Origin of the sequence: Burkholderia sola (assembly GCF_905400185.1) — a bacterium.
GTDB lineage: Bacteria > Pseudomonadota > Gammaproteobacteria > Burkholderiales > Burkholderiaceae > Burkholderia > Burkholderia sola.
Genome location: NZ_FR989675.1, coordinates 2,699,685 through 2,725,811, shown reverse-complemented (window position 1 = coordinate 2,725,811; position 26,127 = coordinate 2,699,685). Strand labels below are relative to the sequence as shown.

General features: G+C 68.5%; 20 protein-coding genes. 8 read left to right on the top strand and 12 right to left on the bottom strand.

Translation table 11 applies throughout. The features are described 5' to 3' along the window. Nucleotides 1-13 precede the first annotated feature (13 nt). On the bottom strand, nucleotides 14-3,043 hold the full coding sequence (ppc, locus tag KR541_RS12550; protein WP_050012034.1) for a phosphoenolpyruvate carboxylase: 3,030 nt from the start codon (nucleotides 3,041-3,043) through the stop codon (nucleotides 14-16). Nucleotides 3,044-3,251: 208 nt separating this feature from the next. Between ppc and hemC the strand changes: the two genes are divergently transcribed. The 3 genes from hemC to KR541_RS12535 are packed head-to-tail and all read left to right on the top strand — an operon-like array spanning nucleotide 3,252 to nucleotide 7,416. Beyond that, the gene (gene hemC / locus KR541_RS12545) at nucleotides 3,252-4,256 is read left to right on the top strand and encodes a hydroxymethylbilane synthase (RefSeq protein WP_050012033.1); all 1,005 of its coding nucleotides are present in this window, start codon (nucleotides 3,252-3,254) and stop codon (nucleotides 4,254-4,256) included. Continuing rightward, nucleotides 4,256-6,226, top strand: a complete 1,971-nt coding sequence (hemDX, locus tag KR541_RS12540) for a fused uroporphyrinogen-III synthase HemD/membrane protein HemX (protein WP_050012032.1) — start codon at nucleotides 4,256-4,258, stop codon at nucleotides 6,224-6,226. The genes hemC and hemDX overlap by 1 nt, the downstream gene beginning before the upstream one ends. Nucleotides 6,227-6,228: 2 nt before the next feature. Then, the gene (locus tag KR541_RS12535; RefSeq protein ID WP_050012031.1) at nucleotides 6,229-7,416 is read left to right on the top strand and encodes a heme biosynthesis protein HemY; all 1,188 of its coding nucleotides are present in this window, start codon (nucleotides 6,229-6,231) and stop codon (nucleotides 7,414-7,416) included. A gap of 97 nt (nucleotides 7,417-7,513) precedes the next feature. Here the strand turns inward: KR541_RS12535 and KR541_RS12530 are convergent, their stop codons facing one another. The 5 genes from KR541_RS12530 to KR541_RS12510 all read right to left on the bottom strand — a co-directional run bounded on the left by KR541_RS12530 (nucleotide 7,514) and on the right by KR541_RS12510 (nucleotide 13,181). Next, the gene (locus KR541_RS12530) at nucleotides 7,514-8,740 is read right to left on the bottom strand and encodes an alpha/beta fold hydrolase (RefSeq protein WP_050012030.1); all 1,227 of its coding nucleotides are present in this window, start codon (nucleotides 8,738-8,740) and stop codon (nucleotides 7,514-7,516) included. Further along, nucleotides 8,737-9,150, bottom strand: a complete 414-nt coding sequence (locus tag KR541_RS12525) for a helix-turn-helix domain-containing protein (protein ID WP_050012029.1) — start codon at nucleotides 9,148-9,150, stop codon at nucleotides 8,737-8,739. The genes KR541_RS12530 and KR541_RS12525 overlap by 4 nt, the downstream gene beginning before the upstream one ends. Nucleotides 9,151-9,397: 247 nt before the next feature. Then, nucleotides 9,398-10,702 (bottom strand): MFS transporter, encoded by a 1,305-nt coding sequence (locus KR541_RS12520; protein WP_216089570.1) that lies wholly within the window; start codon nucleotides 10,700-10,702, stop codon nucleotides 9,398-9,400. Between the two features lie 195 nt (nucleotides 10,703-10,897). After that, nucleotides 10,898-11,656 carry an SDR family oxidoreductase gene (locus tag KR541_RS12515; protein WP_204383352.1) on the bottom strand — a complete coding sequence of 253 codons (759 nt, stop codon included), beginning with the start codon at nucleotides 11,654-11,656 and terminating at the stop codon, nucleotides 10,898-10,900. Between the two features lie 85 nt (nucleotides 11,657-11,741). Then, nucleotides 11,742-13,181: an aldehyde dehydrogenase family protein gene (locus tag KR541_RS12510; RefSeq protein WP_050012027.1), complete on the bottom strand. Its 1,440-nt coding sequence runs from the start codon at nucleotides 13,179-13,181 to the stop codon at nucleotides 11,742-11,744. Between the two features lie 340 nt (nucleotides 13,182-13,521). On the opposite strand from KR541_RS12510, the gene ppa reads away from it, so the two are divergent. Then, complete coding sequence (ppa, locus tag KR541_RS12505) at nucleotides 13,522-14,049, top strand: inorganic diphosphatase (RefSeq protein WP_006489643.1); 528 nt, start codon at nucleotides 13,522-13,524, stop codon at nucleotides 14,047-14,049. Nucleotides 14,050-14,103: 54 nt separating this feature from the next. Here the strand turns inward: ppa and KR541_RS12500 are convergent, their stop codons facing one another. Together KR541_RS12500 and KR541_RS12495 are read right to left on the bottom strand one after the other, a co-directional pair. After that, a complete protein-coding gene (locus tag KR541_RS12500; protein ID WP_050012026.1) occupies nucleotides 14,104-14,946 on the bottom strand; it encodes a GIY-YIG nuclease family protein in 843 nt (280 codons plus the stop codon). A 49-nt stretch (nucleotides 14,947-14,995) separates the two neighbouring features. Then, nucleotides 14,996-16,030, bottom strand: a complete 1,035-nt coding sequence (locus KR541_RS12495) for a helix-turn-helix transcriptional regulator (RefSeq protein WP_050012025.1) — start codon at nucleotides 16,028-16,030, stop codon at nucleotides 14,996-14,998. A gap of 142 nt (nucleotides 16,031-16,172) precedes the next feature. Between KR541_RS12495 and KR541_RS12490 the strand changes: the two genes are divergently transcribed. Then, nucleotides 16,173-18,419: a glycoside hydrolase family 3 C-terminal domain-containing protein gene (locus tag KR541_RS12490; RefSeq protein ID WP_050012024.1), complete on the top strand. Its 2,247-nt coding sequence runs from the start codon at nucleotides 16,173-16,175 to the stop codon at nucleotides 18,417-18,419. Between the two features lie 73 nt (nucleotides 18,420-18,492). Here the strand turns inward: KR541_RS12490 and KR541_RS12485 are convergent, their stop codons facing one another. Next, complete coding sequence (locus KR541_RS12485) at nucleotides 18,493-19,671, bottom strand: GNAT family N-acetyltransferase (RefSeq protein WP_124631631.1); 1,179 nt, start codon at nucleotides 19,669-19,671, stop codon at nucleotides 18,493-18,495. Between the two features lie 109 nt (nucleotides 19,672-19,780). Between KR541_RS12485 and KR541_RS12480 the strand changes: the two genes are divergently transcribed. Together KR541_RS12480 and KR541_RS12475 are read left to right on the top strand one after the other, a co-directional pair. Beyond that, nucleotides 19,781-21,484, top strand: coding sequence for an NAD+ synthase (locus tag KR541_RS12480; RefSeq protein WP_216089569.1), 1,704 nt, complete (start codon nucleotides 19,781-19,783; stop codon nucleotides 21,482-21,484). Between the two features lie 83 nt (nucleotides 21,485-21,567). After that, nucleotides 21,568-21,906 (top strand): P-II family nitrogen regulator, encoded by a 339-nt coding sequence (locus tag KR541_RS12475; RefSeq protein ID WP_006398637.1) that lies wholly within the window; start codon nucleotides 21,568-21,570, stop codon nucleotides 21,904-21,906. Nucleotides 21,907-22,086: 180 nt separating this feature from the next. Here KR541_RS12475 and KR541_RS12470 read toward each other — a convergent pair whose 3' ends face one another. Both KR541_RS12470 and KR541_RS12465 read right to left on the bottom strand, forming a co-directional pair. Then, nucleotides 22,087-23,166: a porin gene (locus tag KR541_RS12470; RefSeq protein ID WP_050012021.1), complete on the bottom strand. Its 1,080-nt coding sequence runs from the start codon at nucleotides 23,164-23,166 to the stop codon at nucleotides 22,087-22,089. 541 nt (nucleotides 23,167-23,707) lie between these two features. Further along, a complete protein-coding gene (locus tag KR541_RS12465; protein ID WP_050012020.1) occupies nucleotides 23,708-24,634 on the bottom strand; it encodes a LysR family transcriptional regulator in 927 nt (308 codons plus the stop codon). A 141-nt stretch (nucleotides 24,635-24,775) separates the two neighbouring features. On the opposite strand from KR541_RS12465, the gene KR541_RS12460 reads away from it, so the two are divergent. Then, a complete protein-coding gene (locus KR541_RS12460) occupies nucleotides 24,776-25,273 on the top strand; it encodes a GNAT family N-acetyltransferase (RefSeq protein WP_050012019.1) in 498 nt (165 codons plus the stop codon). A 63-nt stretch (nucleotides 25,274-25,336) separates the two neighbouring features. On the opposite strand, the gene KR541_RS12455 is transcribed toward KR541_RS12460, so the two are convergent. Beyond that, complete coding sequence (locus tag KR541_RS12455; RefSeq protein WP_050012018.1) at nucleotides 25,337-26,116, bottom strand: ABC transporter ATP-binding protein; 780 nt, start codon at nucleotides 26,114-26,116, stop codon at nucleotides 25,337-25,339. Between the last annotated feature and the right edge of the window lie 11 nt (nucleotides 26,117-26,127).

The following is a 26,127-nucleotide window of genomic DNA, read 5'->3' as shown; positions in this document are numbered from 1 at the left end:
CGCGGCCCGCGGATCAGCCGGTGTTGCGCAGGCCGGCCGCGATCCCGTTGATCGTCAGGTGAATCCCGCGGCGCAGCCGCGCGTTCGTGTCGCCCGCGCGGTGACGCTTGATCAGCTCGACCTGCAGGTGGTTCAGCGGATCGAGATACGGGAAGCGGTTCTTGATCGAGCGCGCGAGCAGCGGGTTGGTCGCGAGGCGGCCTTCCTGCCCGGTGATTTCCGCGAGCGCCTGCGACGTGCGCTCCCATTCCGCGACGATCCGCCCGAACACGTGCTTGCGCAGCTTGCGGTCGGACACGAGCTGCGCATAGCGCGACGCGACCGCGAGATCGGTCTTCGCGAGCACCATGTCCATGTTCGACAGCAGGTTCGCGAAGAACGGCCAGGTCTTGTTCATCTTCTTCAGCAGCGTCACGCGTTTCGCACGTTCGGCGTCGTCCTGCGCGCCGTCGAGATACGCGCTCACCGCGCTGCCGAAGCCGTACCAGCCGGTCAGCAGCAGCCGGCACTGGCCCCACGAGAAGCCCCACGGAATCGCGCGCAGATCCTCGATCTTGCGCTGCTTCGGATCCTGCAGCTTGCGCGACGCCGGGCGGCTGCCGATGTTCAGCTCGGCGATCTCGGTGATCGGCGTCGACGAGAAGAAGTAGTCGGTGAAGCCCGGGGTTTCGTAGACGAGCGCGCGGTACGCGGCCATCGCCGAATCGGACAGCGTCTGCATCGCGGCCTCGAACGCGGGCAACTGTGCCGGCGCGTTCGACTGCGGCAGCAGCGACGCCTCGAGCGTCGCGGCGACGACCGTCTCGAGGTTGCGCCGGCCGATCGACGGGTTCGCGAACTTGCTCGCGATCACCTCGCCCTGTTCGGTCAGGCGGATCTGGCCGTTCACCGTGCCCGGCGGCTGCGACAGGATCGCCTGGTAGGTCGGGCCGCCTCCGCGGCCGACCGTGCCGCCTCGGCCATGGAACAGCCGCAGCGTGATCTTGCGTTCGCGGAACAGGTCGACGAGCGCGAGTTCCGCACGATACAGCTCCCAGTTCGACGTGAGGAAGCCGCCGTCCTTGTTGCTGTCCGAATAGCCGAGCATCACTTCCTGCTCGGCGCCCTGGTGCGCGATCAGCGCGTCGATGCCCGGCAGCGCGAAGTATTCGCGCATGATGCGCGACGCGTCGCGCAAGTCGGGAATCGTCTCGAACAGCGGAATCACCATCAGGCTGTTGCGCGCGTCGCTGCCCGGCACGCCGAGCGTGCCTTCGAGCAGGCCCGTCTCCTTCTGCAGCAGCAGTACCTCGACGAGGTCGCTGACGGTTTCCGTATGCGAAATGATGTAGTTGCGCACCGCACGCGCACCGAATTGCGCGCGGACCTCGCGCGCCTTCTCGAACACGCCGAGCTCGCTCTGCGCGAGCGCCGAGTAGTCGAGGTACGGCGAGCGCAGCGGGCGCGGATCGGCGAGCGCGGCGAGCAGCACGCGCAGCTTGTCTTCCTCGGCGAGCGCCGCATAGTCGGCCTCGACGCCCGCGCGCGCGAACAGCTCGGCGACCACCGCCTCGTGGATGTCGGAACTCTGGCGCAGGTCGATGCTCGCCAGATGGAAGCCGAACACTTCGGCCGCGCGCACGAGCGGCGCGAGGCGCGGCGCGGCGAGCGACGCGCCGTGGTGCTCGTCGAGCGACGCGGTCAGCACCTTCAGATCGGCGACGAATGCTTCGGAATCCTCGTACGGAATCGCGCGCACCGGCGGCGCGCCGCGGCCCGCGCTGCGCACGGGCACCGTGCCTTCGCCGACACGCACGCGCGCGCTCGCGGCGAGCCGCGTGTAGATCCCGATCAGCGCGCGGCGATACGGTTCGTCGACGCGATGCGGCGACTGGTCGGGCGATGCTGCCGCGAGGGCCTTCACTGCGTCGTTCGCGCCGACCAGCAGGTTCGACACCGATAGCTCGGCGCCGAGCTTGTGCACCTGTTCCAGATAGTGCTCGAGGATCACCGCGGCCTGGCGGTTGATCGCCTCGTCGAGCGTCGCGGCCGTCACGTTCGGGTTGCCGTCGCGATCGCCGCCGATCCAGCTGCCCATCTGGAAGAACGCGGGCACGCGGGCCGACAGGCCGTGCTCCGCGAGCGCGGCCTCGATGTCGCCGTACAGCGCGGGCAGTTCGTCGAGGAACGTCGCGCGGTAGTACGACAGCGCGTTCTCGATCTCGTCGCCAACCGTCAGGCGCGAGTCGCGCAGCATGCGCGTCTGCCACAGCGCGGTCACGCGTGCGCGCAGCATCGCTTCGTTGTACTGGCGCTCGCGAGCGGTCAGCTCCTGGTCGCGCTCGGCGAGCAGGCGCGCGATGTCGTGCTGCGCGTCGAGGATGCTCTTGCGCTGCACTTCGGTCGGGTGCGCGGTCAGCACCGGCACGATCAGCGCATCGTCGAAGAAGCGCTGCAGCAGGCGCTTCGACGCGTTGCCGGTGGTTTTCAGCTGGTCGAGCGCATACGCGACCGTGCCGGGCTGCGGCGCGGAGCCGGCCAGCGCGTGGATGCGGCGGCGGCGGTTGTGGTGACGGTCTTCCGCGATGTTCGCGAGGTGCGAGAAATAGCTGAACGCGCGCACGACGCTCACCGTCTGCTCGGGCGTCAGCTTGCGCAGCTTCTTCTCGAGGGTCTGCGCGGCTTCGCTGTCGTCCTCGCGGCGGAACTTGACCGCGGTCTGGCGGATCGTCTCGACGACGTCGAACACCGTATCGCCTTCCTGTTCGCGCACGACGTCGCCGAGCAGGCGGCCGAGGAAGCGGATGTCCTCGAACAGCGGGCGGTCCTTGTCGTCGCGCGTGCGGGTGCCGGCCTTCGGCGCGACCGCCTGGCGGGCGGCGGGGCTGGAGGCTTTCGTCGCGCGTTTTGTCTGACGTATCGGGTCTTTCGGTTTCGTTGCCGTGGGTTTCGTTGCCGTTTTCGCACGGCCGTTCGCGGCGGTCGCGAGCGTGGCCGTCGGGGCGTCGGGGGAGGGCAAGGCAGCATTGCGGCGCGCCGTACGCGCCGATCCGGAAGACTTCACGATGGGTTTCCTTGGGAAAGCTCGAGTCAAAAGGAACTGCGGAAACTGCGGGAACTGCGGTCAAGCAACCAGCTACGTGCGACACATCCGCACAACGGCGCCGCGACCCGCGCGGAAGCAGGCCGGGCGCAGGCTTCGGGCCCGGGCGGGCCGGGGCGTGCGTGCTACCATTGTTCGATCTTCAATCCCGTCCTTCGATGTTCCAGCAATGAATTCCGAGACCCCCGCGGCCGGGCCGCAGCAGGCACAGCCGCCCGCGACGTTGACGATTGCTTCGCGCGAGAGCCGCCTGGCGATGTGGCAAGCCGAACATGTGCGTGATGCGCTGCGCAAATTATATCCAGCTTGTGACGTGAAAATCCTCGGGATGACGACGCGCGGCGATCAGATTCTCGATCGCACGCTGTCGAAGGTCGGCGGCAAGGGCCTGTTCGTGAAGGAACTGGAGGCCGCGCTGGCCGACGGCCGCGCCGATCTCGCCGTGCATTCGCTGAAGGACGTGCCGATGGCGCTGCCCGACGGCTTCTCGCTCGCCGCGATCATGGAACGCGAAGACCCGCGCGATGCGTTCGTGTCGAACGACTACGCGTCGCTCGACGCGCTGCCGGCCGGCGCGGTCGTCGGCACGTCGAGCCTGCGCCGCGAGGCGATGCTGCGTTCGCGCTATCCGCATCTCGAGGTCCTGCCGCTGCGCGGCAACCTCGACACGCGCCTCGCGAAGCTCGACCGCGGAGACTACGCGGCGATCATCCTCGCGGCCGCCGGCCTGAAGCGCCTCGGCCTCGAAACGCGGATCCGCGCGCTGCTCGATGTCGAGGCCAGCCCGCCTGCGGCCGGCCAGGGCGCGCTCGGCATCGAGATCGCCGCGCACCGCGACGACGTCGCCGCGTGGCTCGCGCCGCTGCACGACCCGCGGACCGCGCTCGCGGTCGAGGCCGAGCGGATGGTGTCGCGCGCGCTCGGCGGCAGCTGCGAGGTGCCGCTCGCCGCGCACGCGGTGTGGCGCGCGGGCGAGCTGTACCTGACGGGCCGCGTGTCGACCACCGACGGCAAGCGCGTGCTGACGGCCGACGCGTGCGGCGCGGTCGTGACCGTCGCCGATGCGCTCGCACTCGGCCGCGCGGTGTCCGACGAACTCGAGGCGCAAGGCGCGCTCGACATCGTCCAGGCGCTGCTCGCGAGCTCGCAGGCCGCGGGCAAGGGCGACGCCTGATGGCGGGCGGCGCGCGCGCGTTCACCGCTGTCCTGACGCGTCCGGACGGCCAGTCCGACGCGCTTGCGTCGCAACTGGCCGACGCCGGCTGCGACGTGCTCGAATTCCCGCTGATCGATATCGCGCCGGTCGACGATCCGGCGCCGCTCGACGCCGCGTTCGCGGCGCTGGCCGACTACGCGCTGGTGATCTTCGTGTCGCCGAACGCGATCGACCGCGCGCTCGCGCGCTACGGCGCGATCTGGCCGAACGCGCTGCCGGTCGGCGTGGTCGGGCCCGGCAGCGTCGCGGCGCTCGAGCGCCACGGCATCGCGGCGCCCGCGCATCGCGTGATCGCGCCGCAGGCGCCGGCCGACGGCGGCGTGCCCCATTACGATTCGGAAAGCCTGTTCGCGAGCATCGACGCCGCGTTCGGCGGCGCGCAGGCGCTGGCGGGCGAGCGCGTGCTGATCGTGCGCGGCGACGGCGGGCGCGAATGGCTCGCCGAGCGCCTGCGCGAGGCCGGTGCGGACGTCACGCTCGTCGCCGCGTACCGGCGCGTCGTGCCCGAGCCGCGCGTCGGCGCGTGGGAGCGCGTGCACGCGCTGCTCGACGGCCAGCCGCACGCGTGGCTCGTCACGAGCTCGGAAGGCGTGCGCAACCTGCACGCGCTCGCGCGGGCCCACCTGAACGATGCCGAGATCGACGCGCTGAAGCATGCGCCGCTCGTCACGCCGCACCCGCGGATCGAGCAGACCGCGCGCGCATTGGGTTTTGATAGGATTACGCTGACTGGCGCGGGCGATGAGCGCATCGTCCGCGCGTTTCGAACGATGGCCGACGAGGCCGTCCAACCGGCGACAGCCGCACCGGTGACTAAACGCATGACAGATACCAACGATTCCAAAAGCGTCGCTTCCCAGCCGGCCGCTGCCTCCGCGCCGCCGTCCAGCCCTCCTTATCGCGCGCCCGAACCGCGTGCGCGCCGCGGCGGCAGCGCGGTGCTGTGGTTCGTCGTCGTCGTGCTCGGCTGCGCGGCGGGTGTCGGCGGCTACGCGCTGAACCGCAAGATCGACCGGCTCGACGGCACGTTCGTCGCGCGCCAGAAGGCGCTCGACGCGCAAGCGGCCGAAACGCGGACGAAGACCGAGCAGGCGCTCGCCGGCACGCACCAGGTCGACACGCAGCTCGCGCAGCTCGACGGCAAGCTCGCCGATGCGCAGAGCGCGCAGCAGGCGCTGCAGCAGCAATACCAGGACCTGTCGCGCAACCGCGATGCGTGGATGCTCGAGGAAGTCGACCAGATGCTGTCCAGCGCGAGCCAGCAGCTTCAACTGACCGGCAACACGCAGCTCGCGCTGATCGCGCTGCAGAACGCCGACGCGCGTCTCGCGACGTCGCAGAGCGCACAGGCCGTCACGGTGCGCAAGGCGCTCGCGCAGGACATCGAGAAGCTGAAGGCCGCGCCGGCAGCCGATCTCACCGGCCTCGCGATCAAGCTCGACGACGCGATCGCCAAGATCGACGCGCTGCCGCTGTCCGGCGAGGCGATCGTGCCGCACGCGGCGCCGAAGGCCGCGCCGGCCGACGCCGCGTCGTCGGTCGCCGCCGGCGAGCCGCGCTGGAAGGTGTGGTGGCACGCGTTCTCGGCCGGCCTCGGCCAGCAATTGAAGGGTCTCGTGCAGGTGCGCCGGATCGACAACGCGGACGCGATGCTCGCGTCGCCCGACCAGGGCTACTTCGTGCGCGAGAACGTGAAGCTGCGCCTGCTCACCGCACGGCTGTCGCTGCTGGCGCGCAACGACAGCGCGATGAAGGCCGATCTGCACGCCGCGCAGGCGTCGCTCGGCAAGTATTTCGATCAGGCGTCGAAGGACACGCAGACCGTCGAGGATCTGCTCAGGCAGGTTGACGGCGCATCGCTGACGGTCGCGGTGCCGAACCTGAACACGAGCCTGAACGCCGTTCAGCAGTTCAAGAGCCGGGGGTAACGATGACGCTTCGAGGAATCGTCTGGCTCGCGGTCCTGTTCGCGATCGCCGCGGCGCTCGCCACCGTCGGCCGTTTCGACGCGGGGCAGGTGCTGCTCGTCTATCCGCCGTACCGGATCGACGTGTCGCTGAACCTGTTCGTGATCGCCATCGTCGTGCTGTTCATCGTCGTGTACGCGCTGCTGCGCATCGTGCGCAACATCTGGCGCATGCCGCAGCGGGTCGCCGCGTATCGCGCGCGTTCGCGCAACGAGAAGGCGCAGGCGTCGCTGCGCGATGCGATCGCGAACCTGTACGCGGGCCGCTTCTCGCGTGCGGAGAAGGCCGCGCGTGAAGCGTTGTCGGTCGATGCGAACCTGGGCGCCGCGAGTCTCGTCGGCGCCACGGCCGCGCACCGGATGCACGAGTACACGCGCCGCGACGACTGGCTGTCGAAGGTCGACGCGCCCGAATGGCAGGATGCACGGCTGCTCGCCGCGGCCGACATGCGCGCGGACGCCCGCGATGCGGACGGCGCGCTTGCCGCGCTGGCCGACATGCAGGCCGGCGGCAAGCGCATCCATGCGCAGCAGGTCGCGCTGCGTGCGCAGCAGCAACTGAAGAACTGGGCCGAGGTGCTGAAGCTCGCGAAGGCGCTCGAAAAGCGCGAGGCGCTGCATCCGGCCGCGGCCGTGCGGCTGCGCCAGCAGGCGGCGGAAAACCTGCTGCGCGAGCGCCGGCACGACCCGGATGCGCTGCTCGAGGTGTGGCAGTCGCTGTCGCCGGTCGAGCGCCAGTCGCCGCGCCTGGCCGATCTCGCGGCCGAGCTGCTCGTGCCGCTCGAGCGCCGCAACGAAGCGCGCCGTATCGTCGAGGACGCGCTCGCGCACAACTGGGATGCGCGCCTGCTGCGCCGTTACCCGGATACGGCCGGCGCCGATGCGCTGCCGCTGATCCAGAAGGCCGAAGGCTGGAAGAAGGATCATCCGGAAGATGCCGACCTGCTGTTCGCACTCGGCCGCCTCTGCCAGCAGCAGCAGCTGTGGGGCAAGGCGCAGTCGTTCCTCGAATCGGCGCTGAAGCTGGCCGACAACGAGGCGCTGAAGGTGCGCGCGCATCGCGCGCTCGCCCGCCTGTTCGAGCAGCTCGGCGAAACCGACAAGGCGGCGAAGCACTACCGCGAAAGCGCGCTCGCGATCACCGTCGTGTGACGCGGCGCTGCGCTGCGCCGCGTAAAAAGCCCCGAACGCCGATCGGCCTTCGGGGCTTTTTTTCGCCTGTGGCGAGGCAGGAGCGGCCTGCGGCGCGTTACGCGCCGAGCCTGCGCAGCAGGTCGTCCTCGCTCGCGACGAACCAGACCGATTTTCCGCGATTGCACTCGCGAACGAGCGCGCGCAGCGCTTCGCTGCGCGCGAGCCGGCGGTCGATGTCGCCGACCACGCCGAGCCGGACGCCGTAGTTGGCCAGCTTTTGCAGCACGACGCCGGCCAGCCTGCTGTCGAGCCGGTAGAAGTCGTCATGCAGCGTGTCCGCCGCGACCGCGATCCAGTCGGCTTCATGCTCGTGCGCGAGCGCGACGAGATCGAGCGCGTCGCTTTCCCGTTGCACGAGGCCGGCGGAAGGATCGCGGACCAGCACGCGGCTGCCGGCGGCCTGAACGATTCGATGGGGCATGTCGAGCGTGTCCGTCGATGAGAGAAAAGTGCGCACGGTGTCGCGCTGTCCGCGGATGAAGTGAGGCTGCTCGGGAAGAAACCGCACCTGCGCGTGCGGCACGAGGCGCGTCAGGCGATCCTGCGTGTCGCGGGAATCGAGCATCACGTCGCGGCCTCCGACGATCGCCAGCACGGGCATCGATAACGTGCGGAGCATGGTGTCGTCGAATACCGGAATCGGCTCGATGCGCGGCCGAACGCCGCGATCGACGGCGCGCATCAGTGCGAGCGCGTCCCGTTCGGCCGGCGTCGATGCGGGTGGCAGGCGACCCAGCACGCGCCGCCGCACGCATGCGCGCCCGGCATCGCCAAGCAGCAACAGCGGCAGCGCCCACCACAGAAACGGCTTCTGCCTGCCGATGCCGGACGGGCAGAGCAGCGCGAGCCGGGTGACGCGCGGCGGCCGCCGCAACGCGAAGTCGAGCGCCGTTCGCGCGCCGAGCGAGATGCCGACGAACGCGGCGCGCGACACCTGCAGGCCGTCGAGCACGTCGTCGAGCCACTGCGCATAGGCGTCGCCCGCGAGCGGCGGGCGCGACGGCGCGCTCGGTCCCGCTTCGCCGATCACGTCGATCGCGTAGAGCCGGAAGTGCGTCGCCCAGTCGGTCGCGTGATGCTGCCAGCTTGCCGCCGTCGTCTGGGCGCCGTGGATCAGTACGACCGGCGGCGCGTGTTCGGGGCCGCAGGCGATGACGTGCGTCGCGCCATGACGCGTTTGCACGGTGACGCGCCGATGCCCGGCCGGCCAGTGCGACAGCGCGGCCGCGTACGCGGCGCGAATCGCGCGGGCATGGCGGGGTGACTTGAAGATTGCGCTCATGTCCCGCTTTGCTGGAGCAGCATGTCGAGCGACGACATCAGCGCGGCCGTGTCGGCCGGTGTCGCGGTCACGATGATCTTGACCATGCTCGAGGCGGGATCGAACGTGACGTCGATTCGCACGGGGTCGACGTACGATGTGCGGCCGGACGCCATCGCGTGCAGCGACCGCGACAGGTACTGGTGCAGCGACTGCGACGCATCGGGAACGTCGACGATGCTGGTGACGCGCACCGCACGCGGCGCGGGCGAGGCCGGCTCCGTCCGGGCGAACGCGGCGAGGTCGGCGTCGAGGATGCGGTAGGCACGGCCGACCCGCGTCGCGCGCAGCTTGCCGTCGCGAATGAACCGCAGGACGGTCTTCGGATGGACGCGCAGGCGGGCGGCGGTGTCTTCGACGGTGTGGAACATGAGCTATCGATAATTCCTTAATTGTCTTTATTGTTCCATATATAAAGGAGCATAAGGGAATAATTTGAGTGATAAAGGGGCTGCCGTCGGATGGGCGAGACACTCGGCCGATCCGGGTTGTGCCCGTCCGGAATCGAAAACGCCCCGGCGGCCGGCCATGCCGGACGTCGGGGCGTATCGGGGAGAAACGGGCCGGCAATCGGCCGGCGTGTTCGATCGATCCGGCCGCGCCTTTACGCGCCGCGCATCACTTGTCGACGAGCCGCTTCGGCACCGACAGCGCCAGCAGCCCGCCGAGCATGAGGAACCCGGCCAGCATGTACATGCCCGCATCGTTGCTGCCCGTTATCTGCTTGAGCCAGCCCATCAGGTACGGGCTCAGGAAGCCCGCGAGGTTGCCGATCGAGTTGATCATCGCGATGCCGGCCGCGGCGGCCGTGCCGCCGAGGAAGGCGGTCGGCAGGCTCCAGAACAGCGGCAGCGTCGTCAGGATGCCGATCGTCGCGAGCGTGAGGCCGAGCATCGCGAGCGCGGTCTGGTGGGCCCAGATCACCGACAGCACGAGGCCGAGCGCGCCGATCGCGGCCGGAATCGCGAGGTGCCAGCGGCGTTCGCGGCGCTTGTCCGCGCTGCGCGCGATCAGGATCATCGCGACCACCGCGGCCGCATACGGAATCGCCGACAGCAGGCCGATCATGACCGTGTCGGTCACGCCCGTCGCCTTGATGATCGTCGGCAGCCAGAAGCCGACGCCGTAGAGCCCCATCACGAACGAGAAATAGATCAGCGCCATCAGCCAGACGCGCGGGCTCGACATCACGGCGCCGAGCGGCGGGTCTTCCTTGGTGGCTTCCTCCGCGTCGACGTTGCGGGCGAGCAGCGCCTTTTCTTCGTCGGTGAGCCACGTCGCCTTCGCGATCCGCTCGTCGAGCGCGAAGAACACGAGTACGCCGGCGAGCACCGACGGAATGCCTTCGAGCAGGAACAGCCATTGCCAGCCGTGCCAGCCGCTTACACCGTCGAACGCCTTCAGGATGAAGCCCGAGATCGGCCCGCCGATCACGCCGGACAGCGCGACGGCCGTCATGAAGAACGTCGTCATCCGGCCGCGCCGGTGCGCGGGATACCAGTAGGTGAGGTAGAGGATCACGCCGGGGAAGAAGCCTGCTTCCGCGACGCCGAGCAGGAAGCGCATCACGTAGAACATCGCGGGCGTCGTGACGAACATCGTCAGGATCGAGATCACGCCCCACGTCGCCATGATGCGGGCGATCCACACGCGGGCGCCCACCTTGTGCAGGATGATGTTGCTCGGCACCTCGAACAGGAAATAGCCGAAGAAGAAGATCCCCGCGCCGAGCCCGTACACGGTATCGCTCAGGTTCAGGTCGCTCGCCATCTGCAGCTTCGCGAACCCGACGTTCACGCGGTCCAGATACGCGACCACGTAGCACAGCAGCAGCAGCGGCAGGAGCCGCCACGACACCTTGCGATAGGTTGTTTCCTCGAATGCGCCGGACGAGCCCGGCAGCGATTGCGTCGATGTTGCCATGTTGTCTCCTGTCGATCCAAGTTGGCGCTTTAGCGCTTACTTGGATCCCATGCTTTGCGGTCGATCCAAGTTGGCGCTTTGGCGGTTACCCGGATCCCATGTATCGCTGTCGTTGTAGTTGGCCGGCGCAGACGCCGCGGCGTCCGATCCGGTTTCGTGCGAAGCAAGACGGGGCGATCGAGCGTCCCGGTACGACTAGATGCAGCGTCCGCCGTCGACTTCGAGGCACACGCCGGTGATGAATTCGGCTTCGTCGGACGCAAGATACAGCGCGGCGTTCGCGATGTCCTGCGGCGTCGAGAAGCGGCCGAGCGGGATCGTCGCGAGGAAGCGGCGGCGATTGTCCGGTGTGTCCTCGCAGCCCATGAACTCGGTCATCAACGCGGTTTCGCCGAGCACCGGGTTGATGCAGTTCACGCGGACGCGGTCGGCGCCGAGCTCGGCCGCGAGCGACTTGCTCGCGGTGATCATCGCGCCCTTCGTGCTGTTGTACCAGACGAGGCCCGGGCGCGGCCGCACGCCGGCCGTCGACGCGACGTTCACGAACACGCCGCCGCCCTGTGCGCGAAAGTACGGCACGAAGGTCTGCACGCACCAGAACAGGCTCTTCATGTTGACCGCGTACACGCGGTCGAACTCGGCCTCCGTCACGTCGAGCACGGGCTTGTTGCGGTGCGTGGTGCCCGCGTTGTTCACGACGATCTGCACCGCATGGAAATCGTCGAGCGCGGCCTGCAGCAGCGCGCGCCAGTCGTCCTCTTTCGACACGTCGCCGGCCACCGCGATCGCCTTGCCGCCCGCGAGCGCGATTTCGCTCGCGACGCGCTCGGCCGCCGCGCCGTTCAGGTCGTTGACGACGACGTTCGCGCCTTCGCGCGCATACGTCTTCGCGATGCCTTCGCCGAACCCCGAGCCGCCGCCCGTGACGATGGCCGTCTTGCCGCTCAACCGCATGGTGTGTCTCCTGTGCTGGTAATGAGAGTCGTCGTGTGCCGACGGGCGGCCGGCTGCTGCCGGCTGCCTGTGGCGTGCCGTGCACTCAGCCGTGCCGGATCGCGATCGTCTTCAGCGCGGTGAAACCGTACAGGGCCTCGAAGCCTTTCTCGCGGCCGTGGCCCGAATGGCCGACGCCGCCGAACGGCAGTTCGACGCCGCCGCCCGCGCCATAGTTGTTGATGAACACCTGGCCGGCGCGCAGGCGCCGCGCGAGCCGCATCTGGCGGGCGCCGTCGCGTGTCCAGATGCCCGCGACGAGGCCGTACGGCGTGCCGTTCGCGAGTGCGACGGCTTCGTCCTCGTCGACGAAACGCATCGCCGCGAGCACGGGGCCGAACACTTCCTCCTGCGCGAGCCGGTGCGACGGCGGCACGTCGCGCAACAGCGCGGGCGCCTGATAGAAACCGCTTTCGGGCGCGTCGGCGACGACCTGCCCGTGGCCGGCCATCGGAATGCCGTCGTGCTGCGCGTCGGACAGGAAATCCCACACGCGCTGCTGCTGCTTCGCGTTGATCAGCGGGCCGCAGTCGAGATCGGCGCGGCTCGGGCCGACGCGCAGTCCGTTGAATGCGGTGGCGAGGCGCTCGACGAGCGGCTCGTACACCGCGCGCTCGATCAGCACGCGGCTGCCGGCCGAGCACGTCTGCCCGCCGTTCTGCACGATCGCGGACACGAGCACGGGCAGCGCCGCGTCGAGATCGGCATCGGCGAACACGATTTGCGGCGACTTGCCGCCGAGTTCGAGCGTGACCGGCACGTGGTTCTCGGCCGCCATCTGCGTGACCAGCTTGCCGGTGGCCGGCGAACCCGTAAACGAGATGTGATCGATGCCCGGATGGCGGGCGAGCGCGGCGCCCGCTTCATGGCCGTAGCCGGTGACGACGTTGAGCGCGCCGGCCGGCAGCCCGGCCTCGGCGGCCAGCTCGGCGACGCGCAGCACGGACAGGCACGCGTCCTCGGCCGGCTTGACCACGCATGCATTGCCGGCCGCGAGCGCCGCGCCGACGCTGCGCCCGAAGATCTGCATCGGGTAGTTCCACGGCACGATATGGCCCGTGACGCCGTGCGGCTCGCGCACCGTCAGCACCGTATAGCCGGCCTGGTAGGGGAGGGTTTCGCCGTGCAGCTTGTCGGCGGCGCCCGCGTAGAACTCGAAGTAGCGCACGAGCGCGGCGGCATCGGCGCGCGCCTGTTTCAGCGGCTTGCCGGTGTCGCGCGCCTCGATCGCGGCGAGTTCCTCGATCGAATCGGCCACGCGCGCCGACAGCCGCATCAGCGCGCGGCCGCGTTCGGCGGCGCTCGCGGCGCCCCACGGGCCCGCGAACGCGTCGCGGGCGGCGGCGACCGCGCGCTCGATGTCGGGCGCGGTGCCGCGTGCGATCGTCGCGAACGGCTGGCCGTCGGACGGATCGACCACCGCGATGGTTTCCAGTTGCGCGGGCAACGTCCATTCGCCCGCGATGAAGTGCTTCGCCTCTTCCATGCGTCCTCCTGTCGACCCAAGTTAGCGCTTTAGCGCTTACTTGGGTCCCATGCATAGCGGTCGATTCAAGCAAGCGCTTCAGCGCTTGCCCGGCCCCCACGCACCGCGGTCGACCCGGGTCGGCGCCTTGGCACCGCCTCGGGCCCATGCATTGTGATCGACGTGCCACGCCGCCGCCGGTTCGGCGGTCGGACATCCGGAACGATTATCGCGCCGATCGTCATCCGGACGCCACCGGTCGATTGGCTATAATGGCGCATTCCTTTTTGGGGGACGCCCGCGGCCGTGCATCGGCCGCGGCGCCCTGTCCCGAATTCCCATCGACCTACAGAGAGTGCTCATGAGCTTCAATCATGTTCCGGCCGGCAAGGACCTGCCGCAAGATTTCAACGTGATCATCGAGATTCCCGCGCAAAGCGATCCGGTGAAGTACGAGGCGGACAAGGAACTGGGCCTCCTCGTCGTCGACCGCTTCATCGGTACCGGCATGCGCTACCCGGTGAACTACGGCTACATCCCGCAGACGCTGTCGGGCGACGGCGATCCGGTCGACGTGCTGGTGATCACGCCGTTCCCGCTGCTGGCCGGCTCGATCGTGCGCTCGCGCGTGCTCGGCATGCTGCAGATGACCGACGAGTCGGGCGTCGACGCGAAGCTGGTCGCGGTGCCGCACGACAAGATCTGCCCGATGACGGCGAACCTGAAGACGATCGACGACGTGCCCGAGTACCTGAAGGACCAGATCAAGCACTTCTTCGAGCAATACAAGGCCCTCGAGAAGGGCAAGTGGGTGAAGGTCGAAGGCTGGGCCGGCATCGAAGCCGCGCACAAGGAAATCACCGACGGCGCCGCGAACTACAAGAAGTAAGCGGCGTGCCGGCCGACGGCCGGCTCGTACGGAACGCGAACCGCGCGTGTCTCGTCAGGAGGCCGCGCGGTTTTGTTTTGCGCGCGCGGTTTTCCGGCGGGCGGACGCGGAGACGGGCGGCAGCGAGGTAGCCGGTGCGTTCTTCGCGCGTTTCGCGCGGGGCGCGGCAACGGACGGCGCGGTCGCTTCGGCGGCTTTCGTGGCCGAACGACGGCGGGCCGGTGCGGAAGCGGCGTCTTCGCGTGCGTTCGCGGCGGGTTTGCCGGCGGCGGCCGGTGCCTTCCTCTTTGACGACGCGGATGCGGGCAGGTCGGTTTTCTTTACCGGTGTGCGACGCGACGAGGTCTTTTTTGCGGCTGCATCGCCGACGGGTTTTGCACGTTTCGCGTCCGGTGCGGCTTGACTCGCCTTCGTCGACTTCGATGCTTGTTTGCCCTTCGCAGGCTTCGCCGTCTTCGCGGCCGTTACTGCCCCGACCACTTTCCCGGCCTTCACCTTTTTCCCGGCAACCTGTTCCGTTGCAGCCGTCTCCGCCGCAGCGTCGACATTTTCCGCCTTCACCTTCTTCCGCCCGCGCGCCGTCGCCTTCGTCCCGGCCGTGTCGCCGCTCTCGTCGAGCGTGACCACCGCCGGCAGCACCGATTCAAGCGTCCGCAACCCGGCCGCGAGCTCGCGTTTTTTCGCGGGCGCGAGCCGCTTCACCCAGTATTCGGCGCGCGACGCGCTCGACCGGTCGGGCAGCGCAAACGCCGCGAGCACCGCGCGCGGCTTGCGCGAGCGCGTGTAGCGCGCGCCCTTGCCGGACGCGTGTTCGTCGAAGCGCGCGGCGACATCGGTCGTGATGCCCGTGTAGACGCTGTCGTCGGCGCATTCGATCAGATACAGAAACCAGGACATGGCAGGGCGGCGGGATGCGAAGCCGCCAGTGTCTCAGAAAAACCGTGCATCAACGCCGTCGGTCGCCGTGCCCGTCGCGAAAGCGGCTGGGCGCCGCGCCGAGTTCGCGCGTGAAGAAGCGCGTGAACGCGCTCGTCGAACGGAAGCCGACGCGCACGCCGATCTCGCCGATCGGCAACTGCGTGTTGAGCAGCAGGTCGCGCGCCTCGCCGAGCCGCGCCTGCGCGACGAGCGCATGGAAACCGACCGCTTCGCGATGCAGGCGCCGGCGCAACGTCCAGCGCGACATCGCGAAGCGCGTGCAGACGTGCTGCATCAGCGTATCGGTCGGCACGTCGGCGTCGTCGGACGTGCGCAGCCAGTCGCGCACGCATTGCTCGACCGACGAGCCGAACGTCGAGCGAGCGCGCACGCGTTCGCGCGCGGCGTCGGCCGCATGCCGCTGGATGCCGGCGAGCGGCGCGTTGTAGCGCTCGAACGGCGTGTCGAAGTGTGCGGAGCGCAGCACGATGCGATTGTGTGAGGCATCGAACGACACCGGCGCGCCGAGCATGTCGCGCAGCGCGGCAACGGGCGCGAACGCGCGGCCGGCGAATGCGGCGTCGTCGACGCGCACGTGCGGGTCGTACAGGCGCGCGAGCGCCGCGAGGATCGCGAGGTTCGCGAACGCGCTGCCCGCGTGCCGGCCGTCGCCTTCGTTCACGTACTCGAGCGCAATCGCGTCGCCGTTCTCGTGCGCGAACACCCAGTCGACGTTGCCGATCAGCTCGCGATAGTGCAGGTAGCCGTGCAGCGCGTCGCGCAGCGTCGCCGCGTTGCACGTGATGCCCGCGAGTTCGGGAAACGGCACGAGCCACGGCACGACCTGCGGCGGCGGGCGGTGCCACGACAGCGGCCAGTCGTCCATCAATTGCAGCGCGGCCACGTGCCGATCGCCCGCGATGCGGCGCGTGTCGTCGGCGAGCTCGGCCGGCCCGATGCCGAGTGTTTCGTAAAGCGGTGCGGGATCGATGCCGTTCGCACGCGCGTCTTCGCACAGCCAGCGGTAGATCCGGACGGATACCGATTTCTGCTGCAACTCCATGTCTGTCTCCCTGTCGTCATGCCGTTCGGGTTTGTCCCCGCTGCGAGAGGTCAACGCATGCTCCTGCCGGTCAAGCGTGGTGACCGGTCGATTTTTAGACTTGGAGTGGCCACAAGTACAACAGAACGATTCTGGAGGATCAATGAAAACTTCGCTGTTCCGGTGTTCGACGATTGCGTCCGCGTGCGCGCTCACGGTGCTGCTCGCGTCGTGCGGCGGCGACGACATTCACGCCCCGACCGACCCCGACGCGGCAGCCGACCAGCGCGCGGCCGCGCTCGTCGCGCAACTGACGACCGACGAGAAACTGCAGCTCGTGCACGGCACCGGCATGCCGGCGCTCAGCCTGGGCGGCCCGTTCCCGGCCGACGCGCTGAACGGCGCGAGCTACATCCCGGGCGTGCCGCGGCTCGGCATTCCGGCCGTCAGCAGCGCCGATTCGGCGGGCGGCGTGAACGTGAAGAATGCGCGCGTGACCGCGCTGCCGGCGCCGGTCGCGCTCGCGGCGACGTGGGACCCGGCGCTCGCGGGCACCTACGGCACGCGCATCGCGCTCGAACTGCGCGCGCTCGGTTTCGCCGAAGGGCTCGGCGGCGGCGTGAACCTCGCGCGCGAGCCGCGCAACGGCCGCACCTTCGAATACATGGGCGAGGACCCGGTGCTCGCGGGCACGCTGAGCGCCGCGCGCACGCAGGCCACGCAGGCGCGGAAGGTGATCGCGACGATCAAGCATTTCGCGTTCAACGACCAGGAAACCAACCGCATGACGGTCGATTCGGTCGTCGACGAGCGGACCATGCGCGAGGCCGAGCTGCTCGCGTTCGAGATCGGCGTGAAGGACGGCCAGCCGGGCAACGTGATGTGCGCGTACAACAAGCTGAACGGCGTGTATGCGTGCGAGAACCCGTATTTGCTGACGACGGTGCTGAAGAACGAGTGGGGTTTCAAGGGCGTCGTGCAGTCGGACTGGGGCGCGACGCATTCGACGGTCGCGGCCGTGCAGGCGGGGCTCGACGAGGAACAGCCGGGCGCGGCCGACGACGGCAACGCGCCGCTCGGCTCGTACTTCAATGCGAAGCTGCGCGCGGCGCTGCAGGCCGGCAGCGTGTCGGTCGCGCGGCTGAACGACATGGTGCAGCGCAAGCTGCGCACGCTGATCCGCATCGGCGTGATGGATGCGCCGCCGAAGCCGGGCGGCGCGATCGACGAGGCCGCCGGCAATGCCGACGCGCTCGCGATCGCACGGCAAGCGGCGGTGCTGCTGAAGAACGCGGCCGCGCCGGGCGACACGCAGCCGGTGCTGCCGCTCGCCGCGGGCACGCTCAAGTCGGTCGTCGTGATCGGCGGGCATGCGGACGCGGGCGTGCTGTCGGGCGGCGGCTCGGGTGCGGTGCCGGCGATCGACGGCAACGCGGTGACGTCCTGCCAGCAACCGGCGGGCATGCTGTTCGGCGGGTGCGCGACCTGGTACAAGTCCGCGCCGCTCGCGGCGATCCGCGCGAAGGCGCCGAACGCGTCGGTCAGCTATCTCGACGGGACCGACGCGAATGCCGCGGCGAGCGCGGCCGCACAGGCCGATGTCGCGATCGTGTTCGCCACGCAGTGGCAGACGGAAGGGCTCGACCTCGCGAGCCTGTCGTTGCCCGATGCGAAGGCGGACCCGTACAACCAGCAATACGACCAGAACGCGCTGATCGCCGCGGTCGCCGCGAAGGCCAAGCGTGTGATCGTCGTGCTCGAGAACGGCAGCCCGGTGCTGATGCCGTGGCTCGCGAACGTGCATGGCGTGCTGGACGCGTGGTATCCGGGCGCGCAGGGCGGCCAGGCGATCGCCGACCTGCTGTTCGGCGACGCGAACCCGTCGGGCCGGCTGCCGCTCACGTTCCCGAAGCAGGAGGCCGACCTGCCGCAGCCGACGATCGATCCGTCGAACCTGCAAAACGTCTATGCGGAAGGGCTCGCGTACGGCTATCGCTGGTTCGACGCGAAGGCGATCGAGCCGCTGTTCCCGTTCGGCTACGGGCTGTCGTACACGACGTATGCGTTGTCGGCGATGTCCGCGCAGGCGGACGCCGCGGGCAACGTGACGGTCGGCGTGACGGTGACGAACACCGGTGCGCGCGCCGGTACGCAGACGGTGCAGATCTACGCGGCGCTGCCCGCGTCGCTTGGCGAGCCGCCGAAGCGGCTCGTCGGCTGGACCAAGGTCGCGCTGCAGCCGGGCGAGGCACGCACGGTCAACGTCGCGGTGCCGGCGCAGCGCTTCGCCGTGTGGGATGCGAGCGCGCACGCATGGCGGATCGGCGCGGGCAGCTACGCGCTGTCGGCGGCCGCGTCGTCGCGCGATCCGCAGGCGCTGTCGCAGACGGTGACGCTCGCCGCGCACTGAACGCGCGGTAGCCGGACGGCAGGCGGCGAGGCCCTTGCGTGGCTTCGCCGCGTGCGCGGCGCGCCGGACGGCGCTAGCCGGTGTTGCGCCGGAACGGATCGTGTTCGCGCAGTTCGTCGACGTACGCGTGGATATGCTCGGTCTCGCGCTCGAGAAAGCGCGCGACCGCATCGGAAAACGCCGGATGCGCGAGCCAGTGCGCGGAGTGCGTGACGGTCGGCAGGAAACCACGCGCGAGCTTGTGCTCGCCCTGCGCGCCGCCTTCGAACGTGTCGAGTCCGGCCTCGATGCAGAATTCGAGCAACTGATAGTAGGCGGTTTCGAAATGCAGGCAGGGCACGTGTTCGATCGCGCCCCAGTAGCGGCCGTACAGCGTGCCGCCGCCGTGCTCGCCGCGCCGGTACACGGCGAGCGCGCTCGCGATCGGTTTCCCGTCGGCTTCCGCGATCACGAGCAGCAGGTTCTCGGGCATCGTCGCGCCGATCGTGCGGAAGAAGTCGAGGTTCAGGTACGGGCTCGAATAGTGCTCGCGGTACGTTTGCCGATAGCAGCGCGAGAAGAAGCGCCAGTCGGCGTCGGTGATCTGATCGCCGGTCAGCCGCCGGAAGGTCACGCCCGCGTCGTGCACCTTGCGCCGCTCCGCGCGGATGTTCTTGCGCTTCTTCTGCTCGAGTGTGGCGAGGAAATCGTCGAAGTGGCGGTAGCCGTCGTTGAGCCAGTGAAACTGCACGCCTTCGCGCACCATCATCCCCATCGATTCGAGCAGGCGCGCTTCGTCGCCGGTCGGAAACAGCACGTGCAGCGACGACACGTCGCTCTGCTCGGCGAACGCGAGCAGCGTGGCCGCGAGCCGGCGGCGCGCGTCGTCGTCGGCCGCGAGCAGCCGCGTGCCCTGCACCGGCGTGAACGGCACCGCGCACAGCAGCTTCGGGTAGTAGGGCAGGTCGTTGCGCTGGTACGCGTCGGCCCACGCCCAGTCGAACACGTATTCGCCGTACGAATGCTGTTTCGCGTAGACGGGCGCGGCGGCCGCGAGGCGGCCGGTGCGCGTGTCGGTCAGCGTGACGAAGTGCGGCGACCAGCCGGTGTCGTCCACCGCGCAGCGCGCGACGTGCAGCGCGTCGAGGAATTCGTGGCGCAGGAACGGCGTGGGCTGCGCGTCGCCCGCGAGCAGCGCGTTCCATTCGTCGGCCGGCACCTCGGCGGGGGACGACAGGATGCCCGTGCGATAATCGATGCGTTCGTGTTTCAAGCGTGAATCCGTACCGTTGGATGTTGCCGGATGCGGGCCGCCGTGGCCCGCGCCCGGATCGATTTCGTCAGCCGTTCAAGGCGCGCCGCCGGGTTGCGCCGCTCCCGCCATGAAGACCCGACTCGCTCTCGCCCAGATCAACGTCACCGTCGGCGATTTCGCCGGCAACGTCGCGCGCATCGTCGCGGCCGCGCGCGCCGCGCACAACGATGGTGCGCAACTGATGGTCGCCCCCGAACTCGCGTTGTCCGGCTATCCACCCGAAGACCTGCTGCTGCGACCCGCGTTCTACGCGGCGGCGGCCGCCGCGCTCGATGCGCTCGCCGACGCACTGAAGGCGTTCGACGGGCTCGCGGTACTGGTCGGCCATCCGTTGCGCGGTGCGGGGGCGGGCAGCGCGTCAGCCGTCGATGGTAATGCAAACCGCCCGATCGAGCGCGGCGTGCCGCCCACCGATACCTTCAACGCGGCGTCGCTGATCGTCGGCGGCGAGATCGTCGGCACCTACCGCAAGCAGGATCTGCCGAACGCCGAGGTGTTCGACGAGAAACGCTACTTCGCGACCGATACCGAGCCGTTCGTGTTCGAGCTGAACGGCGTGAAATACGGCGTGATCATTTGCGAGGACGCGTGGCATGCGTCGGCCGCGCAGATCGCGAAGGCGGCCGGCGCGCAGGTGCTGCTGATCCCGAACGGCTCGCCGTATCACATGAACAAGGAGGCGGTGCGCATCGACATCCTGCGCGCGCGGATTCGCGAGACCGGGCTGCCGATGGTCTACGTGAACCTTGTCGGCGGCCAGGACGAACTCGTGTTCGACGGCGGGTCGTTCGTGCTCGACGGCGACGGCGCGCTCGTCGCGAAGATGCCGCAGTTCGACGAAGGGCATGCGATCGTCGAATTCGATGGCGCGCGGCCGCTGCCCGGCGCGATCGCGCCCGAGCTGTCGACGCACGCGCAGGTGTACCGCGCGCTCGTGACCGGCGTGCGCGACTACATCGGCAAGAACGGCTTTCCCGGCGTGCTGATCGGGCTGTCGGGCGGCGTCGATTCGGCGCTGGTGCTGGCCGTCGCATGCGATGCGCTCGGGCCGGAGCGCGTGCGCGTGGTGATGATGCCGTCGCGCTTCACGGCCGACATCTCGACCACCGATGCGGCGGAAATGGCGCGGCGCGTCGGCGTGCGCTACGACGAGATCGCGATCGCACCGATGTTCGATGCATTCCGCACCGCGCTCGCGGACGAATTCGCGGGCCGCGCGGAAGACGCGACGGAGGAGAACATCCAGGCGCGCATCCGCGGCACGCTGCTGATGGCGCTGTCGAACAAGTTCGGCTCGATCGTGCTGACGACCGGCAACAAGAGCGAGATGGCGGTCGGCTACTGCACGCTGTACGGCGACATGGCCGGCGGTTTCGCGGTGATCAAGGACATCGCGAAGACGCTCGTGTACCAACTCTGCCGCTATCGCAACGAAACGACCGATTACGCGCTGCGCGACGTGATTCCCGAGCGGATCCTGACGCGCGCGCCGTCGGCGGAGCTGCGCGAGAACCAGACCGACCAGGACAGCCTGCCGCCGTACGACGTGCTCGACGCGATCATGCGGATGTACATGGAAGAAGACCGGCCGCTCGCCGAGATCGTTGCGGCCGGCTACGCGCAGGCCGACGTCGAGCGCGTGACGCGGCTCATCAAGATCAACGAATACAAGCGCCGCCAGGCGCCGATCGGCATCCGGGTCACGCATCGCGCATTCGGGCGCGACTGGCGCTACCCGATCACATCACGTTTTACCGAACGGCTCGATTGACCGGTGCTGGGCCGGAGGCGGCCCGCCGGCTTACAATCGGGAACGCGATTTTTCATCCAAACGAGCATTGAGGGACAACCATCATGAAACGCATCACCGCCATCATCAAGCCGTTCAAGCTGGACGAAGTCCGCGAAGCGCTCGCCGAAGTCGGTCTCACGGGCCTGACCGTGACGGAAGTGAAGGGCTTCGGCCGTCAGAAGGGCCACACCGAGCTGTATCGCGGCGCCGAATACGTGGTCGACTTCCTGCCGAAGATGAAGATCGAGGTGGTCGTCGCGGAAGCGCAGGTCGATCAGGTGATCGACGCGGTGATCGGTGCGGCGCGCACCGGCAAGATCGGCGACGGCAAGATCTTCGTGTCGGACGTCGAGCGCGTGATCCGCATCCGCACCGGCGAAGAGAACGAAGCGGCCGTCTGAGCGCCGCCGCTTCCGCGCCGTTCAATCACTTCCCGGCCGCTTCGGCCGAGCGGGCCACGGGTCGCAAGAATCCGCCGCCCAAGAAAAAACGGTGCGGATACCCGGTTGGGTACCGCACCGATACGCGCCTCTCGCAGCAGCGTGGAAAGTGTTGTCGAATCGTTCTTTGACGGCGCCTGATCAGAACAGGTGCTGGATGCCGGCGTAGACGCCGGTCTGGCTGCCGCCCGGATGCGGGTTGCCGGTCGACACGGCGGTGCCCGCACCGTTCGCGTTCAGGCCGAAGTTGGCCGACGAGCTGTTGCGCACCGTCGCGGCCTGCAGGTCGAACAGCGTGCGCTTCGAGATGTTGTACGAACCGCCGATCGTGTAGATGTTCGCGTTGCCGCCGCCGTGGTTCGCGTTCACGTGATACACGGCCGCGATCAGCGCCGCTGCCGGCGTCGCCTGCCACGTCACGCCGCCCCATACCTGTTGCGTACCCGTCACGCCGGCGTTCACTGCCGGGCCGCCGCTGCCGTCCGCGCGCGATGCCTGGTAGGCCGCCTGAACCTTGAACTGGCCGAGGAACACGTTCACGCCCGCGAAGTATTCGCGCGAGTAGTTGAACACGTCCGAGAAGCGGCCGTTGCTGTCGCGCGTTTCGTCGTAGATGCCGCGCAACTGGAACAGCGAGTTCGTGTAGGTGACCTGACCGCCCATTGCACGACCCGGTTGGCCGGCCGTCGTGTTGCCGTTGAAGCTGGTCGAATTCGAGAACGAGAACTGGCCGTAGAAGTCGAGGCCGTAGAGCGACGGCGACTGGTACGACACGTTGTTGCTGGTCTTGTTCCAGTTGCGGCCGCGCACCAGCGAGGCCGTCGACCAGGCCGACTGGCCGAACGGGTCGAAATCCCACACGCCGTTGGCGATCGCGAGCTCGCGACCCAGCAGCAGCGTACCGTAGCGGTCGTTCGAGATACCGACGGTCGCGAAACGATCCCAGATCGAGCCGCTGAAGCCGCCCGTCATCGTGTTGAACGCGCCTTCGATGTGGAACAGGACCTTGTTGCCGCCACCGATGTCCTCGCTACCCTTCAAGCCCCACAGGCTCGTGCCCCAGTCGCCGCTTTCCGCGCGCACTTGGTGGCCGTTTTGCAGGCCGTTCATGTACTCGATACCTGCATCCAGGCGGCCATACAGCGTGACGCTGCTCTGCGCGTGCGCCGTCACCACCCCAGCAGCCATCAGCGCCGCCGCGACCAAAGCTTTCTTCATCATCTCCTCCATACCCTGTCAAAAAGTCAACCCAGACTGCACGAGATGCCCGGAGCGCGAGCGCCGGGCAAAAGCGGGATAACCAGGGAGACCTCGTGCAGGGCCGGTAAGCGCGGCACGCGGGCAAGCAGACGGAAAACCGTTGAGCGGTCCCGCGCAGCCGGGTCGGCCTGCGGGGTCTCCTTGTTGTGTCGTGAAGCTAAACTACATTTCACGAACTTCGTTTTGCTACTTTGGTTACTAATTTAGCAAAAATACAATTTTGTGGCGACGGAAATCGTTGTTTGACTAACCGCTGTCGCCAAATTGCCATGCAACACGGTGCGCAACAGGGTTCCCAAGGGTTCTCGATTACCGGAAAACCCTTGTCCCACAAGGGAGACATGGATTCGGCGGATAGGGCTCAAGGATTGCCACTATTGACGTTGCAAAGGCGCCGGCGTAAGCGCGAAAGTCGCGAAATGGGTAAGTATTTCGTAATGATTCCGGCGATTGCAGCCATCGCCGATCGGTGCCCGAAACGCCCGGCCGAAACGCGCTGTGGCTAGTCCGCGCTCGGCCGTGCGTCGAGCAACTGCGCGCGGATCCAGCGATGCGCGTCGGTGCGCGCATGCTTCGCATGCGAGTAGACCTTCACCGTGTAGCGCGGGATTTCGAACGGCGCGGGGAAGATGCGGATCGGCGCCGCGTGCCGCAGCGCCTGCGCGGCGCGGTTCGGCACGGTCATCAGGAGTGCCGACTCCGCGATCACGAACGGCGCGGCCAGCACGGTCGGCAACTGCACGGCGACGTGCCGCGCGACGCCGAGCCGGTCGAGCACGTAGTCGACGACGCCACGCGACTCGTTCCACGGCGTGACGACCACGTGGCGCGCCGCCAGGTACTGGTCGAGCGTCAGCCGCCGGCGGATGTCCGGATGCGTGGCGCTCGCGATCACGACGTAATCGTCGGAGAACCAGTCGAAATCCTCGATGCCCGGTGCGTCGGCCGCCGATTCCTCGTGGTAGCCGAGCGCGAAGTCGATGCGGCCGGCCGCGAGCTCGTCGACGGAAATCTTGCGGTCCGAATGGACGACGCGGATGCGCAGGTGCGGCGCCACGTGCTGGATGCGGGCGACGAACGCCGGCAGCACCGCGAATGCCGTGTAGTCGGTCGCGGCGAACACGAACGTACGGTCGCTTTGCGCCGGATCGAAGCGGCGCGCGCGGGCGAGCCCCTTCGACATCGCGTCGAGCGCGTCGCCGGCCCACGTGGCGATGTCGTCGGCGCGCACGGTCGGCTGCATCTCGTTGCCGAGCCGCACGAACAGCGCATCGCCGATCGCGTCGCGCAGGCGGGCGAGCGCATGGCTCAACGCCGACGGGCTCAACGCGAGCTCGTGCGCGGCCGCTGCGACCGACCGGTGGCGGTACAGCGCGTCGAACACGAGCAGCAGGTTCAGGTCGAGGCGGCGCAGATCGGGATGCATCATGTTCAGGTCTGGATGAAGAACCTGCACTTCCTGCAGGCATCGCATGAACGTAGCATGACGGTTTGAACGGCGCCAGCGCGGCTGCGGGCTGCGCGGCGCCGTTTTCCGTTTCACATCCCGGGCCGGAGGAGGGCTCAACCCGTGCAAATCGATATCCGTTCCGCCACCGTCGCCGACGTGCCGCAGATCCTGCGCTTCATCACCGAACTGGCCGTCTACGAGAAAGCGGAGCACGAAGTCGTCGCGACGCCCGAATCGCTCGAACGCAGCCTGTTCGGCGAAGGCTCGCCGGCGCGGGCGCTGATGTGCGAGATCGACGGCGAGCCGGCCGGCTTCGCCGTGTATTTCTTCTCGTATTCGACGTGGCTCGCGCGGCAGGGGCTGTATCTGGAGGATCTGTACGTATCGCCGCGTTTTCGCGGCGCCGGCGCGGGGCTGCGGCTGCTGAAGGCGCTCGCGCGGATCGCGGTCGACTCGGGCTGCGGGCGTTTCGAATGGAGCGTGCTCGACTGGAACGAGCCGGCGATTCGCTTCTACGAAAGCGTCGGCGCGGCGCCGCAGAGCGAATGGGTGCGTTACCGGCTGGCGGGCGACGAACTGCGCGCGTTCGCCGACGGCACGCCGGTGAGCGCCGCGTAAACGCAAAACGGGCGCCGCGCGGCGAACCGCGGGCGCCCGCTCGGGCGTGGCGCGTGACGGGCGTTACTTGAGGCTGCCCGACAGGAAGCCGCGCAGGCGGTCGCTCTTCGGGTTCGCGAACACCTCGGCCGGCACGCCTTGTTCCTCGACGCGGCCCTGGTGCAGGAACATCACGTGGTTCGACACGTTGCGCGCGAAGCCCATCTCGTGCGTGACGACGATCATCGTGCGGCCTTCCTCGGCCAGCTTCTGCATCACCTTCAGCACTTCGCCCACCAGTTCCGGGTCGAGCGCGGAGGTCGGCTCGTCGAACAGCATCACGTCCGGATGCATCGCGAGCGCCCGCGCGATCGCCACGCGCTGCTGCTGGCCGCCGGACAAATGCGACGGATACTGCTTCTCGACGCGCGGCGCGAGGCCGACCTTCTCGAGATACTCGCGCGCACGGTCCTCGGCTTCCTTCTTCGGGATGCCGAGCACGTTCACCGGCGCTTCCATCACGTTCTCGATCACGTTCATGTGCGACCAGAGGTTGAAGTGCTGGAACACCATCGACAGCTTGGTGCGCACGCGCTGCAGCTGTTTCGAATCGGCCGCGCGCAGTGCGCCCGTCTTGTCGAGCGCGGTGCGCACTTCCTCGCCGTCGACGAAGATGCGACCCGCGTTCGGCTGCTCGAGGAAGTTGATACAGCGCAGCATCGTGCTCTTGCCGGAGCCGGACGAGCCGATCACGCTGATCACGTCGCCCGAGTTCGCCCTCAGCGACACGCCTTTGAGCACCTCGTTGTCGCCGTACCGCTTGTGGAGATCGTCGACGAAAAGCTTCTGGGTCTGGGAGTTCATTCGATTAGTCC

Bases quoted from the DNA above. Each gene is read 5' to 3' on its own strand.
- KR541_RS12455 (WP_050012018.1), bottom strand. From the start codon at position 26,116: ATGAACTCCCAGACCCAGAAGCTTTTCGTCGACGATCTCCACAAGCGG.
- KR541_RS12525 (WP_050012029.1), bottom strand. From the start codon at position 9,150: ATGTTCCACACCGTCGAAGACACCGCCGCCCGCCTGCGCGTCCATCCG.
- KR541_RS12475 (WP_006398637.1), top strand. From the start codon at position 21,568: ATGAAACGCATCACCGCCATCATCAAGCCGTTCAAGCTGGACGAAGTC.
- hemC (WP_050012033.1), top strand. From the start codon at position 3,252: ATGAATTCCGAGACCCCCGCGGCCGGGCCGCAGCAGGCACAGCCGCCC.
- hemDX (WP_050012032.1), top strand. From the start codon at position 4,256: ATGGCGGGCGGCGCGCGCGCGTTCACCGCTGTCCTGACGCGTCCGGAC.
- KR541_RS12535 (WP_050012031.1), top strand. From the start codon at position 6,229: ATGACGCTTCGAGGAATCGTCTGGCTCGCGGTCCTGTTCGCGATCGCC.
- KR541_RS12515 (WP_204383352.1), bottom strand. From the start codon at position 11,656: ATGCGGTTGAGCGGCAAGACGGCCATCGTCACGGGCGGCGGCTCGGGG.
- ppa (WP_006489643.1), top strand. From the start codon at position 13,522: ATGAGCTTCAATCATGTTCCGGCCGGCAAGGACCTGCCGCAAGATTTC.
- KR541_RS12465 (WP_050012020.1), bottom strand. From the start codon at position 24,634: ATGATGCATCCCGATCTGCGCCGCCTCGACCTGAACCTGCTGCTCGTG.
- KR541_RS12520 (WP_216089570.1), bottom strand. From the start codon at position 10,702: ATGGCAACATCGACGCAATCGCTGCCGGGCTCGTCCGGCGCATTCGAG.
- KR541_RS12510 (WP_050012027.1), bottom strand. From the start codon at position 13,181: ATGGAAGAGGCGAAGCACTTCATCGCGGGCGAATGGACGTTGCCCGCG.
- KR541_RS12495 (WP_050012025.1), bottom strand. From the start codon at position 16,030: ATGGAGTTGCAGCAGAAATCGGTATCCGTCCGGATCTACCGCTGGCTG.
- KR541_RS12480 (WP_216089569.1), top strand. From the start codon at position 19,781: ATGAAGACCCGACTCGCTCTCGCCCAGATCAACGTCACCGTCGGCGAT.
- KR541_RS12490 (WP_050012024.1), top strand. From the start codon at position 16,173: ATGAAAACTTCGCTGTTCCGGTGTTCGACGATTGCGTCCGCGTGCGCG.
- KR541_RS12470 (WP_050012021.1), bottom strand. From the start codon at position 23,166: ATGATGAAGAAAGCTTTGGTCGCGGCGGCGCTGATGGCTGCTGGGGTG.
- KR541_RS12500 (WP_050012026.1), bottom strand. From the start codon at position 14,946: ATGTCCTGGTTTCTGTATCTGATCGAATGCGCCGACGACAGCGTCTAC.
- KR541_RS12530 (WP_050012030.1), bottom strand. From the start codon at position 8,740: ATGAGCGCAATCTTCAAGTCACCCCGCCATGCCCGCGCGATTCGCGCC.